We start from the raw sequence: 13424 nt of genomic DNA on the forward strand, positions 1-13424 counted from the left end.
GGGGGAATGTCAGGGAATCTCGGGGCGACGCACCTCGCCGTCGACGGCATCGGCCGCCTCGATTTCGCCGCGGGTCACGCCCAGCAGAAACAGCACGGTGTCCAGGTACGGGCTGCTCAACGACGCGTCGGCGACCGCACGCAACGCCGGCTTGGCGTTGAACGCCACGCCGAGTCCGGCCGCCGAAAGCATGTCGATGTCGTTGGCGCCGTCGCCGACCGCGACGGTCTGCGCCATCGGCACCCCGACCTGCTGAGCGAAGTCGCGCAGCGCCTTGGCCTTACCGGGCCGGTCAATGATCTGGCCGAGCACCCGGCCGGTGAGCTTGCCGTCGACGACCTCGAGCTCGTTGGCGGCGACGAAATCCAGCATCAGTTCTTCGGCCAGCGGTTCGATGATGCGCCGGAACCCGCCGGACACCACGCCGCAGTGATAGCCGAGCCGCCGCAGGGTACGCAGCGTGGTCCGGGCGCCGGGCATCAGCTCGAGTTGATCGGCGACCTCGTCGATGACCGTGGCGGGCAGGCCAGCCAGGGTGGCCACCCGCTGTACGAGCGATTCCGCGAAATCCAGCTCGCCGCGCATCGCGGCCTCGGTGATCGCGGCGACCTTGCCCTCGGCGCCGGCCCTGGCGGCCAGCATCTCGATGACCTCGCCCTGGACCAGCGTGGAATCGACGTCGAACACGATCAGCCGCTTGGCCCGACGTTCCAGGCTGTAGTCCTCGACCGCGACGTCGACGCCCTGCCCGGAGGACACCTTGTTCAGGGCGGTGCGCAGTTGCGCCTCGACTCCCGGTGGCACCGAGACTCGCAGCTCCAGCCCGGTGACCGGGTAGTCGGACACACCGCGGATCAGGTCGATGTTGACGCCGAGCTCGGCCACTTCCCGGGCGACCGCACCGAACGCACCGGCGGTGATCGGCCGGCCCAGCACGAAGATGGTGTGCGTGGACGGCTCCCGGATGACCGGCGTGGCGTCGCTGCGTTCGATGGTGACGTCGAGGCCCAATCCATGGATGGCGTCCTGGACGTCGTCGCCCTGCACGATGCTTTCGGCGACATCCGGCGGACAGCACAGCAACACGCCCAGGGTCAGCCGACCCCGGATGACGACCTGCTCAACGTTCAGCAGGTCGATGCCGTGGCCGGACAGCGCGTCGAAGAGCGCCGAGGTCACACCGGGTTGATCCACGCCGGTGACGGTGATCAGCACCGACACCTTGGGTGGTGTGCTCACACGCGATTGCCGCGACGGGCCATTAGCTGCGGACGTCGACGTCGTCGAGCCGGGTCACGTCGTGGCCTTCGTGACCGTGGGCCCGGCCGACGTGCGATTCGGCACGCATCCGTTCGACCATGTGCGGGTAGTGCAGCTCAAAGGCCGGGCGCTCCGACCGGATGCGGGGCAGCTCGGTGAAATTGTGCCGCGGCGGCGGGCAACTGGTCGCCCACTCCAGCGAGTTGCCGTAGCCCCACGGGTCGTCGACGGTGACGACCTCGCCATAGCGCCAGCTCTTGAAGACGTTCCATACGAAGGGGAACATCGAGGCACCCAGGATGAATGCGCCGATCGTCGAGACGAGGTTGAGCCCCTGGAACCCGTCGGTGGGCAGGTAGTCGGCGTAGCGGCGCGGCATGCCTTCGTCGCCCAGCCAGTGCTGCACCAAGAACGTGGTGTGGAAACCGATGAAGGTCAGCCAGAAGTGCAGCTTGCCCAGCCGCTCATCGAGCAGCCGTCCGGTCATCTTCGGGAACCAGAAGTAGATGCCGGCATAGGTGGCGAACACGATGGTGCCGAACAGCACGTAGTGGAAGTGGGCGACGACGAAGTAGCTGTCGGTGACGTGGAAGTCCAGCGGCGGGCTGGCCAGCAGCACACCGGTCAGGCCGCCCAGCAGGAACGTGATCAAGAACCCGACCGAGAACAGCATCGGAGTCTCGAACGTCAGCTGGCCCTTCCACATCGTGCCGATCCAGTTGAAGAACTTGATGCCGGTCGGTACCGCGATCAGGTATGTCATGAACGAGAAGAAGGGCAGCAGCACGGCACCGGTGGCGAACATGTGGTGTGCCCACACCGCGACCGACAACGCGGCGATCGACAGCGTGGCGTAGACCAGCGTGGTGTAGCCGAAGATCGGCTTGCGGGAGAAGACCGGGAAGATTTCGGTGACGATCCCGAAGAACGGCAGCGCGATGATGTAGACCTCGGGGTGCCCGAAGAACCAGAACAGGTGCTGCCACAACAGCACTCCACCGTTGGCCGCGTCGTAGATGTGGGCTCCCAGGTGGCGGTCGGCGGCCAGGCCGAACAGCGCCGCGGTCAGCAGCGGGAAGGCGATCAGCACCAGGATCGAGGTCACCAGGATGTTCCAGGTGAAGATCGGCATCCGGAACATCGTCATGCCCGGTGCGCGCATGCAGACCACGGTGGTGATCATGTTGACCGCGCCCAGGATGGTGCCCAGACCAGCGACGGCCAGGCCCATGATCCACAGGTCGCCGCCGGCGCCTGGTGAGTGGATCGCGTCGGTCAGCGGGGTGTATGCGGTCCAACCGAAGTCGGCGGCACCGCCCGGCGTGATGAAACCGGCCATACCGATCGTCGCACCGAATAGGAACAGCCAGAACGAGAATGCGTTGAGACGCGGGAAAGCGACGTCGGGTGCGCCAATCTGCAAGGGCAGCACCAGGTTTGCGAAACCGAACACGATCGGCGTGGCGTAGAACAGCAGCATGATGGTGCCGTGCATGGTGAACAGTTGGTTGAACTGTTCATTCGACAGGAACTGCAGGCCGGGTGCCGCCAACTCGGTACGCATCAACAGCGCCAGCAACCCGCCGATGAAGAAAAAGACGAAGCAGGTGACGCAGTACATGATGCCGATCAGCTTGTGATCGGTGGTCGTGATCAGTTTGTAGATCAGGTTCCCTTTGGGACCGGTCCGGGCCGGGTATGGCCGAATGGCCTCTAGTTCTCCCAATGGGGGCGCTTCGGCTGTCAACAGCTCCTCCAAACATCCGTCCCAGACAGGGGTTCCTCCAAATCTTAGCCCCCGACCAGGCCGGCGACAGGGCTGGTCCTACAAACTGTCGTAAATGGCTGTTCGCGGCCTTCGAGCTGCGTTCGCGGAACGGTTCTCAGCTGCCCGGATGTTAGCGTCGACGGGTGCTATTCGTCGGTCGCCAGCCCGCTGCGCGGCCCGGATCGGGACCCATCAAGAGTCGGCTAATCGTCGCCGTCGCCGTCGCGGCGGTACTGGTGTGCGGTGCGTGCGGGTCCAAGCAGTCCGGGACCACCTCCTCGTTGGTCACGCCTACCACCCAGATCGCGGGTGCCGGGGTGCTGGGTAACGACCGCAAGCCCGACGAGTCGTGCGCCCACGACCCGGCCCCGGCCGACACCGGTCCGGCGACCCGGCAGGCGCACAACGCCGCCGGCGTCACACCGGAGACGGTTCAGGTGCCTGCCGAAGCCCAGCGAATCGTGGTGCTTTCCGGGGATCAGCTGGATGCGCTGTGCGCGCTGGGTCTGCAATCGCGCGTGGTCGCCGCGGCCTTGCCGACCGGCTCGTCCAGTCAGCCGGCGTATCTGGGCAACGCGGTGCACGCACTGCCCGGCGTCGGCAACCGTGATAATCCCGACCTGCACGGGATCGCCGCCGCCCACCCGGACCTGATCCTGGGCTCGGTCGCGCTGACGCCGCATATGTACGCGAAGCTGGCGGCGATCGCGCCGACGGTGTTCACGGCCGCACCGGGCGCCGGCTGGGAAGACAACATGCGCGTCGTCGGGGCCGCGACCGCCCGCACCGGAGCCGTCGACGGGTTGATCGGCGCCTTCCGGCAGCGCGCCGAACAGATCGGCGCTCGCCATGACGCCGCGCACTTCCAGGCGTCGATCGTCCAGCTGACCGTCAACAGCCTGCGCATCTACGGCGCCAACAACTTCCCCGCCAGTGTGCTCGGCGCGGTGGGCGTGGACCGGCCGGCCGCCCAGCGTTTCACCGACAAGCCCTACATCGAGGTCGGCGCCACCGACGCCGACCTGGCCAAAGCGGATTTCTCGGCGGCTGACGCCGATGTGGTCTACATGTCATGTGCCACCAAGGCCGCGGCGGACCGGGCCGCGACGGTGCTGGACAGTGCGCCGTGGCGCAAGCTCTCCGCCAATCGGGACAACCGGGTTTATATCGTCAACGACGAGGTATGGCAGACCGGTGAGGGCGTCGTCGCCGCCCGCGGCATCGTCGATGACCTGCGCCTGGTGAACGCGCCGATCAATTGACGGATCCGGCCGATTGGCCCGAAGCCATTACCTTAGCTAAGCTTTTCTGAGACGCACCGCACCGAAAAGGGATCGTAATGAGCACCGTTTCCGCCTACATCGCGACGTCAGCGACCGAACCGCTGACCAAAGGGACCATTGAGCGCCGCGAGCCCGGCCCGCACGACGTCGTCATCGACATCCAGTTCGCGGGGATCTGCCACTCCGACATCCACACCGTCAAGGCCGAGTGGGGCCAGCCCAACTACCCGTTGGTCGTCGGCCACGAGATCGCCGGGGTGGTCAGCGAGGTCGGCCCGGAAGTGACCAAATACCAGGTGGGCGACCGCGTGGGGGTGGGCTGCTTTGTTGATTCGTGCCGTGAGTGCAGCAGCTGTAAGGCCGGCAACGGTCAGTACTGCCAACGGGGCGCGACATTCACCTACAACTCCGTCGACAAATACGGCCAGCCAACCCATGGCGGCTACAGCGAGGCGATTGTCGTCGACGAGAACTACGTACTGCGCATCCCGGATGCCCTGCCGCTGGACAAGGCCGCGCCGCTGCTGTGCGCGGGTGTCACGCTCTACTCCCCGCTGCGCCATTGGAAGGCCGGCAAGGACACCCGCCTGGCGATCATCGGGCTGGGCGGCCTGGGCCACATGGGCGTCAAGCTCGGCGCGGCGCTGGGCGCCGAGGTCACCGTGCTGTCCCAGTCGCTAAAGAAGATGGAAGACGGGCTGCGGCTGGGCGCCAAGCACTATTACGCGACCTCAGACCGCGACACCTTCCGCACGTTGCGTGGCAGCTTCGACCTGATCCTGAACACGGTGTCGGCGAACCTGCCGCTCGACGATTACGTGAACCTGCTCGACGTCGACGGCACGCTCGTCGAATTGGGTATCCCGGAGCACCCCATGCAGCTCGCCGCGTTCCCGCTGGCGGTGATGCGGCGCAGCCTGTCCGGCTCGAACATCGGCAGCATCGCCGAGACCCAGGAGGTGCTCGACTTCTGCGCCGAGCAGGACGTGGCCCCCGAAATCGAGGTCGTCGCGGCGGATTACATCAACGAGGCGTACGAGCGGGTGCTCGCCAGCGACGTGCGGTACCGCTTCGTCATCGACATCTCAACCCTGTGACGCACCCTCGGGTACGTCGTCGCGGCGGCAGGCAATCTCTTCGGCCGCCTCGCCGTGTTCGTCCCCGGGGATCACCTCGCTGACGTCGATGCCGGCCAGCGGCCAGCCGGCGGCGGCCAGCGTGGCGGCCACCCGCTGAATGTTCTCCCGACCGGGGTCGTGGCGGGTCACTTTGGTGATGAATTCGGCGATCTCATCGCGGCTGACCACCCCGTCAGCCCCGGGCTGCGACTCGTTGACCGCGATCTTGTGGGCGACCTCTTCGAGTTGATCCTGGGTCAGCGGCGTGCTGCGCAGCAGGGCGAACAGTGCGACCTGGTCCGGGCCGGGCACCCCTTGGGGATAGCCGACGTCGAGCCAGCGAATTACCGACCGAAGAAATTTGGCGCGCTTGGGCGAGTGTTGTTCGGACACTCCCCTAGTCTCACGGCCGCGGCGCGGCCCGCGTGTCGGGGGATGGCCACTATTCATGCGCCGTTTACGACCTCCACATCTGGTACCCGAAACCGGGGTGTGTCCCGGGCGCGGGCCCGCGACCGACCATCCCGGCTAAACCGGTCCGGTTTGCTGCTCGCCGACTTACGATGAGCAGGCCCAAAACGGCCCGGGCCTGCGCCGGAAGAACGGAGTGGTCATGTCTGGTCTCCTGAGCAAACTCATCGTCACCCTGGTGCTCGCGTGCGCGGCCGCCACCGCCGCGGGATGCACCATCGACTGCACGCCCGGCGGCCTGTGCAGCATCACTTGATCGCGTGGATTAGCTGTTTTCCTCGCGAAGCGCCTGCATCGCCAGGTTGTTGAGCAGTTTCCGGCCGGGGTCGGTGCGCAGCTGCGGCAGCATCGCCGAGACGACACCGGCCGCGGTAAGGGCGAGCCGTATTAAACCGTCGGGTGCCGCGGCCGCGTCGCGGAGTACCTCGTACTCGACGCTGGCATCTCCCGAATGCTGCGCCATCGCCATCCGGGCCACCAGCCGGTTGTCGCGATCCAGATACAGCTCGTCGGCGCCGGACGCCGAGATCAGCGTGTCACCGATTTCAGCGATCTCGTACGGCTCGCACAGCTGCGCCACCAGCTGCCACAGGATCGACACCGTGGCGCGGATCAGCTGGGCGAGACGGTCCGCGGGAATGACCTCGTCGTGGACGATGACGCGCATGCCCGCTTCGTCGCCGCGCTCGCCGTGCTGGATAAGTGCCAACGCGCGACGGAAGTCCGCCGCATCGACCGGGTCCTCATTGCTCACCCCGCCCATCTTGCCCGCCGCGCGGGGGCACGTCGCGCCGGCGAGGATGGACCGCGGCGGCGTTAGAAGTTCCAGTCCTCGTCTTCGGTGACGACGGCCTTGCCGATCACGTACGACGACCCCGAACCGGAGAAGAAGTCGTGGTTCTCGTCGGCGTTGGGCGACAGCGCCGAGAGGATCGCGGGGTTGACGTCGGTCTCGTCGCGCGGGAACAACGCCTCGTAGCCCAGGTTCATCAGCGCCTTGTTTGCGTTGTAGCGCAAGAACTTTTTGACATCCTCGGTCAGCCCAACCTCGTCGTAGAGGTCCTGGGTGTACTCGACCTCGTTGTCGTAGAGCTCGAAGAGCAACTCGTAGGTGTAGTCCTTGAGTTCGGCACGCTTGGCCTCGTCGACCATCGCCAGGCCGCGCTGGAATTTGTAGCCGATGTAGTACCCGTGCACGGCCTCGTCGCGGATGATCAGCCGGATCATGTCGGCGGTGTTGGTCAGCTTGGCCCGGCTCGACCAGTACATCGGCAGGTAGAAACCCGAGTAAAACAGGAAGCTCTCCAGCAGCGTGGAGGCCACCTTGCGCTTGAGCGGCTCGTCGCCCCGGTAGTACTCCATGACGATCTCGGCCTTGCGCTGCAGGTTGGGGTTCTCCTCCGACCAGCGGAACGCGTCGTCGATCTCGGCGGTCGAGCACAGCGTGGAGAAAATCGAGCTGTAGCTCTTGGCGTGCACCGACTCCATGAACGCGATGTTGGTGTAGACGGCCTGCTCGTGCGGCGTCAGTGCGTCGGGAATCAGGCTGACCGCACCGACCGTGCCCTGGATGGTGTCCAGCAGCGTCAGCCCGGTGAAGACGCGCATCGTGAGCTGCTTCTCGTTGGCGGTCAGCGTGCCCCACGACGGGATGTCGTTGGACACCGGCACCTTTTCCGGCAACCAGAAGTTACCGGTCAGCCGGTCCCACACCTCGGCGTCCTTGTCGTCTTGCAGCCGGTTCCAGTTGATCGCCGAAGCACGGTCGATCAGCTTCATGTTCTCGGTCACCAGAACCCCACTTCACCTGCCGATTTGCCTGCATTGGCTTCAGCCTCCAGACACTACCCCTGGTATCCGACAACCCGTGGCAACACCAGAAGTTGTGTTTGCGTGTCGTGGCGGGGTGGTGTCGTCAGTCGATTGTCCCACCGTTCGCCGGTCCGCCGGTTCCCGCTCGTTAGTGGGACGCGAGCATGACCCCGGTCAGGGCGACGGTCGCGATCCACACGGTGGACACGACGGCCAACACGAACGGGCGGGGGCCCACCTTCTTAAGCACTGACGCATGCACGCCGGTGCCGAGCGCGAACATCGCCGCGGTGAGTAGGGCGACCTGAAAGACCTTGGCGTACTGCAGCAGGTGTGGAGGAACGACGTCGGCCGAACGCAGGGCGACGCAGACCATGAAAGCCAGCACGAATAGCGGCACCAGGGGCGGACGCTTGATGTCCGTTCCGGTCCCGGCGATCCTGCGCTGCCGAACGCTGAGCACCGCCATCACGGGCGCAAGCATCAGCACCCGCGCCAACTTCACCACGACAGCCACTCCCAGCGCGCCGCCTCCCATCGTGGCGGCCGCAGCAATCACCTGGGCGACTTCGTGAATCGACCCGCCCGCCCAGGCGCCGGCAGCGAGGTCGGACAGTCGTAGCGCCTGCGCGAATGCGGGCAGGAGCGGAATCATCAGCGTTCCGCAGATCACCACCAACGCAACAGCGGTGGGGACGTCTTCGTCGTCCTCGGCCTGGATCACCCCGTCGACGGCCGCCACCGCCGCGGCCCCGCAGATTGAGAATCCGCATGCGATCAACAGTCGCTGGGTCCAGGTCATCCCCAGCAACTTGCCCGCGAACATGGTGCCGGTGATGCCCAGAGCCACGATGGACACGACGACGATGATGACGCCGTAGCCCAGGCGCAGGATGTCGCCCAGCACCAGCTGCAGGCCCAGCATCGCGACCCCGATGCGCAGTAGTCGTTTCGCGGAGAACTGCAGTCCGGGTCGCAGCCACCGCGGCAATGATGCGACGTTGGCTGCCACTGCTCCGAGCACGATCGCGATCAACAGTGGACTCACCGTGGGCAACCAGTGATTGATCGCCAACGCGCCCGCGGTCGCGAGCGCGCACAGGGCAACGCCGGGACCGACCGCTACCGGGTTGAGCTGCCCCCGCGACGATGTGGCCGTCGCCTCGCGCACCTGTTGCTGGCCCAGTGAACTGATCATTCCTCAACGTTGGGCCACGACCAGGGGCAACGGTAGCCACCAAATCGGTATCCGGTCATATCAAAAGTGCATACCCAACGGGGAGGCCGGTCATATAGTTCGGGTATGTCGCTGCGGCTACCACCTTTTGAATCGCTCAAACTACTCGTCGGTGTCGACGATCACGGAAGTCTCAGCGCCGCTGCACGTTCGGTCCAGATGTCGCAGCCGAATGCCAGCCGGGCCATCAGGGGACTGGAACGCCGCTTCGCACTGCCACTCGTCGACCGCAGCCCCAACGGCTCGACGCTGACGGCGCAAGGCACGGTGCTGGCGCATTGGGCGCGCCAGATTCTGGTCGACATCGACAAGCTACTGATGGTCGCCGACGGGCTGCGGGCCGAACACGGCGCACAGTTGACCGTTACGGCCAGCATCACCGTCGCCGAACACCTGATGCCGGTGTGGCTGGCCAGATTTCGCGCCCAGTATGCCGACGTGACGATCTATCTTCAGGCCCGTAACTCCACCCAGGTGATCGAAGACGTCCGCAGCGGCGCGTGCGATATCGGGTTTGTCGAATCGCCGAATCCGATCCGGGGCCTGCACAGCACCGAGGTCGCACGTGACGAACTCGTCGTAGTGGTCCATCCGCACCACCCGTGGGCGCGACGCCGTGCCCCGCTGACGGCCGCCGAGTTGGCCGCAACGCCGTTGCTGGTTCGCGAATCCGGATCGGGCACCAGAACCACACTCGAGTTGGCCCTGCAGGGTCACGACATCGCGACCCCACTGCTCGAACTCGGCAGCGCCTCGGCGATCCGAACGTCCGCGCTCAACGGCGTCGGTCCGGCCGTGCTCAGTACGCTGGCCATCGCCGAGGACGTACGCGCCGGTCAGTTGAACGTCGTTGCGGTCAAAGATTTGCGCATGCTCCGGTCGCTGCGGGCGGTCTGGCGGGGCGCACGCCGGCTCGACGGCACCGCGGCCATGTTGCTGAAGTTGATCTTCTCCGAGTCCGCCTAGCTCGCGGTGCTATGCGGATCCGCTGCGGACGGGCTCGGCCGGCGTGGCGGTGGCTTCGACGCCCAAGGAACGCAGCGCTTCGCCGATGGCACTGGGCACTTCCACGACCTCGGCACCGGCTTCGGTGAGAGCGCGCACCTTCGACTCACCGCTACCGCAAGCGCCGGTCACAATCGCGCCGGCATGGCCCATCCGCTGCCCCGGGGGCGCGGTGCGGCCGGCGATGAAGGCAACGACGGGCTTGGTCATGCCGGCGATATACGCCGCGGCCTCCTCCTCCATCGCACCGCCGATTTCACCAACGACGACGACAGCCGACGTGCGCTCGTCGGCGTCGAGAAGGCGTACCGCGTCAAGCGTTGTGGTGCCCAAGATTGGGTCGCCACCGATGCCGATGAAGGCGCTCTGGCCGAAACCGGCAGTGATCAGTTCCATCGACACCAGGGTTCCCAGGCTGCCACTGCGCGAGATCACTCCGATCGGACCCGGCCGAAAGATGTTGTGCGCGAAGCCCGGCATGATGCCGACCGACGTTTCGCCCGGCACGACCAGGCCCGCGGTGTTGGGTCCGAGCACCGTGGTTCCGGCCGCCGCGGCACGGGCCAGGATCTCCATGACGTCCTGGGCGGGCACGTGTTCGGTGAGTAAAACCAGCTTGCGAACGCCCGCCTCGATTGCATCGAGGGCCGCGGCCCTGGCCTGCATCGGTGGGACGAACAGCACCGAGGCGTCTAGCGGGTGTTGGGTCGCCGCCTGCACCACGCTGTCGTAAACGGGTATGGAATTGACCGTGCGTCCCCCACGGCCGGGACTCGCGCCCGCCACGACTTGGGTCCCGCATTCGACCATGCGCTCGGTCCAATACGAGCCCTGCTTGCCGGTAATGCCTTGGACGACAACCGTTTCCCCACGCCGAATCAACATCGCTCACACCTCCACTGTGGTCGCCGCGGCCGCCACTGCGGCCTTGACGGCATCGTCCATGAGTTCGTACGGTTGCACCCCAAGCCGCTCTTGAACGAGGCGTATCGCCTCTTGTTCGCCGGTGCCGTGGATGGTGAAGAAGTACGGAATCTCCGGTCGCAGTTCTTCGATGGCGGCGACAACGCCTTCGGCCATCACGTCGGTGCGGGCGAAGGCGCCACAGAAGTTGATCAGCAGGCTGCGCACCCGCGGGTTGTCCAAGACCAGCTTGAGGGCCGGGGTGGCCTTCGTGTAGGCGTCGCCACCGATCTCCAAGAAATTGGCGGGCTTACCGCCATAGTGGTTGACCACGTCCAGGCTGGTCATGGTCAGTCCCGCACCGTTGGCCAGGATGCCGATATCACCGTCGAGCTCGATGAACTGCAGGCCGAGTTCGCGGCCGCGGCGTTCGAGTTCGGTCCCGACCTCCAGCTGATCCGCGCGGAGATCGGCGACGAGCGACGAATGACGGGGCAGCGCACCCGGATCCAGCGACACCTTGCTGTCCAGGGCCACCAGCTCGCCCGAGGTCGTGACGGCCAGCGGGTTAACCTCGACCAGGTCGGCGTCGGCCGACCGGTAGGTCTGGTAGAGGGCGGCCAACGTGCGCGCCACCGCGCGCCGGGACTTCTCGGGCAGGTCGGTATCGGCAAGCATGTCGCCGGCGACGTCCTCTGCCAGACCCCACAAGATGTCGATGGGCAACCGGTGCACCCGATCCGGTGATTCGGTGTTGATCTCTTCGATGTCCATACCACCCGCAGTGGAGAACAACAGCAGCGGCCCTTTGCTCTGGGCGTCGTTGAGGATGGCGGCATAGAGCTCCTGCTCGATGTCCACGCACTGCTCGAGGAGGACCTCCTGGACGCGATATCCGCCTAGCTCGGTGCCGAGCAATTGGCGGGCCGCGTCGGCGGCCTGTGCCGGTGAGTCGGCGAACAGCACGCCACCCGACTTGCCGCGTTTACCGGTCGGCACCTGGGCCTTGAGTACCACGCGCCCGCCGATTGCGGTCGCTGCCCGCATCGCCGACTCGGGTGAGTCGACAACCGTTCCCTGCGGAATGCGTACGTCGGCGTCGGCTAGCAGTCGCTTACCTTGGTATTCGAGAAGTTTCACGTTCACCGTCCGTAGGTCGCGAAGTAGGAGCCCCACAGGTCCTCTTCGGTTGGTTCACACGCCGGGATGACCCGCGCGAGTCGGGTGATGTTGAGGAAGTCCCGGTACGACAGGTTGTGGGAAATGCTGTTGCCGGCCCAGGTCCCCGCACCCATCGTCAGCGTGAATCCGAGCCCGTTGTCGAATCCGCCCCCGGTGCCGAAACAGTGCGCCTGGTTGACCAGTACCCGCGCCACCTTCAGCCGCTCGGCGACGTGGCGGGCCCGATCATCGTTTGTGGTGTGAATGCCACACGAATGGCCGGCGCCCTGGAAGTCCAAAATCCCCTGGATCCGGTCGATCGCCTCGTCGAGGTCGGTGAAGCGGTACACGGTCAGCACCACGGAGAGCTTCTCGCCGCTGAACGGGTGATCCGGGCCGTAGCTGTCCTCTTCGACCAGGAAGAACTCGGCGTCGTGTGCGCCCTGCCCGTTGAACCCGGCGAGCGCGGCGATCTTGCCCGGGGGCTGCGCGGTGATCTCGGGGCTGAGTTTGCCGTCCGGCCACATCACCTGCTGCAGGCGGCGCTTCTCGTCTGCGCTCACCAGATACGCGCCCTGACGCCGCAGCGCTTCGATCGCGGCGTCGTAGACCTCGGCGTGGATGTGCAGCGAGTTCTCCGAGGAACAGCTGGTGGCATAGTCAAACGTCTTGCTGGCGCGAATCTTTGCCGCCGCATCGGCGAGATCTGCGTCGGCGTCGATGATGACGGGCGCGTTGCCCACACCGACACCGATGGCTGGGGTTCCACTGCTGTACGCGGCGCGGACGTTCTTCTGCGACCCGGTCACGACGACGAAGTCGGCCTGCCGCATCAACTCGTAGGTGACCGCTTTGGACGGAACTGCGGTGTATTGCACCAAATCTCGGGGCACACCCAGCCGGTCGAACTGCTCGTGAATGTGCCGCACCAGCAGTGCGCACGTGGACGCACCCTTGGGAGACGGAGACAGGATGACCGCGTTGCCACCCTTGAGCACCATCATCGCCTTGTTGGCCGGGGTGGCGGCGGGATTGGTGGAGGGGCAGACCGCCGCGACGACGCCCATTGGCTTCGCGTATTCGGTGATGCCGGTTTTGGGGTCTTCGCTGATGACGCCCACCGACTTTGCTCCCGTCAGATCGCGCAACGTCCCCATGGTCTTGCGTCGATTCTTCAGCGTCTTGTCCTCGACATTGCCTAGTCCGGTGTCGCGCACGGCGAGCTCGGCGAGTTCGAGGGCCCTGGTCGGCTCGGCGATCGCCCAAGCGACCGCTGCGACAACATGATCGACGCGCTCCTGGGAATATCCCGCGAACTCTGCTTGGGCCGTGCGGGCGCGCCGCACCATTTCGGCGACGACCTGTTCGGCGGTCTCGGCTGCGTGCGGAGGTGACGTCGTCATGCT

The 13424-nt window shown here is 65.9% G+C and carries 12 protein-coding genes; 3 read left to right on the forward strand and 9 right to left on the reverse strand.

From position 1 onward, the window contains the following. Window positions 1–9: 9 nt before the first annotated feature. Complete coding sequence (gene serB, locus G6N33_RS04360; protein ID WP_044510546.1) at window positions 10–1239, reverse strand: phosphoserine phosphatase SerB; 1230 nt, start codon at window positions 1237–1239, stop codon at window positions 10–12. Window positions 1240–1261: 22 nt separating this feature from the next. Beyond that, complete coding sequence (ctaD, locus tag G6N33_RS04365; protein WP_044513074.1) at window positions 1262–3007, reverse strand: aa3-type cytochrome oxidase subunit I; 1746 nt, start codon at window positions 3005–3007, stop codon at window positions 1262–1264. 212 nt (window positions 3008–3219) lie between these two features. Between ctaD and G6N33_RS04370 the strand changes: the two genes are divergently transcribed. Together G6N33_RS04370 and G6N33_RS04375 are read left to right on the forward strand one after the other, a co-directional pair. Beyond that, window positions 3220–4290: an iron-siderophore ABC transporter substrate-binding protein gene (locus G6N33_RS04370; protein ID WP_101528617.1), complete on the forward strand. Its 1071-nt coding sequence runs from the start codon at window positions 3220–3222 to the stop codon at window positions 4288–4290. A gap of 77 nt (window positions 4291–4367) precedes the next feature. Continuing rightward, a complete protein-coding gene (locus tag G6N33_RS04375) occupies window positions 4368–5408 on the forward strand; it encodes an NAD(P)-dependent alcohol dehydrogenase (RefSeq protein WP_044510544.1) in 1041 nt (346 codons plus the stop codon). Here the strand turns inward: G6N33_RS04375 and G6N33_RS04380 are convergent. From G6N33_RS04380 to G6N33_RS04395, 4 genes are all read right to left on the reverse strand, one after another. Beyond that, on the reverse strand, window positions 5397–5822 hold the full coding sequence (locus tag G6N33_RS04380) for a DUF3349 domain-containing protein (RefSeq protein ID WP_044510542.1): 426 nt from the start codon (window positions 5820–5822) through the stop codon (window positions 5397–5399). The two genes, G6N33_RS04375 and G6N33_RS04380, sit on opposite strands and share 12 nt — an antisense overlap. A gap of 343 nt (window positions 5823–6165) precedes the next feature. Continuing rightward, window positions 6166–6654, reverse strand: coding sequence for a hypothetical protein (locus G6N33_RS04385; protein ID WP_155945956.1), 489 nt, complete (start codon window positions 6652–6654; stop codon window positions 6166–6168). 62 nt (window positions 6655–6716) lie between these two features. Then, window positions 6717–7691 (reverse strand): class 1b ribonucleoside-diphosphate reductase subunit beta, encoded by a 975-nt coding sequence (gene nrdF / locus G6N33_RS04390; RefSeq protein WP_101528612.1) that lies wholly within the window; start codon window positions 7689–7691, stop codon window positions 6717–6719. 169 nt (window positions 7692–7860) lie between these two features. After that, complete coding sequence (locus tag G6N33_RS04395) at window positions 7861–8910, reverse strand: YeiH family protein (protein ID WP_044510537.1); 1050 nt, start codon at window positions 8908–8910, stop codon at window positions 7861–7863. A gap of 105 nt (window positions 8911–9015) precedes the next feature. Here G6N33_RS04395 and G6N33_RS04400 point away from each other — a divergent pair, with 105 nt between their 5' ends. Further along, a complete protein-coding gene (locus tag G6N33_RS04400; protein ID WP_044510534.1) occupies window positions 9016–9915 on the forward strand; it encodes a LysR substrate-binding domain-containing protein in 900 nt (299 codons plus the stop codon). Window positions 9916–9924: 9 nt separating this feature from the next. Here G6N33_RS04400 and G6N33_RS04405 read toward each other — a convergent pair whose 3' ends face one another. The 3 genes from G6N33_RS04405 to sauS are packed head-to-tail and all read right to left on the reverse strand — an operon-like array spanning window position 9925 to window position 13421. After that, the gene (locus G6N33_RS04405) at window positions 9925–10839 is read right to left on the reverse strand and encodes a succinate--CoA ligase subunit alpha (RefSeq protein ID WP_044510532.1); all 915 of its coding nucleotides are present in this window, start codon (window positions 10837–10839) and stop codon (window positions 9925–9927) included. 3 nt (window positions 10840–10842) lie between these two features. Beyond that, window positions 10843–11997, reverse strand: coding sequence for a succinate--CoA ligase subunit beta (locus tag G6N33_RS04410; RefSeq protein WP_044513068.1), 1155 nt, complete (start codon window positions 11995–11997; stop codon window positions 10843–10845). A 2-nt stretch (window positions 11998–11999) separates the two neighbouring features. Continuing rightward, on the reverse strand, window positions 12000–13421 hold the full coding sequence (sauS, locus tag G6N33_RS04415) for an acylating sulfoacetaldehyde dehydrogenase (RefSeq protein ID WP_044510530.1): 1422 nt from the start codon (window positions 13419–13421) through the stop codon (window positions 12000–12002). Window positions 13422–13424 lie beyond the last annotated feature (3 nt).

The organism is Mycobacterium simiae (assembly GCF_010727605.1).
GTDB classification, from domain to species: domain Bacteria; phylum Actinomycetota; class Actinomycetes; order Mycobacteriales; family Mycobacteriaceae; genus Mycobacterium; species Mycobacterium simiae.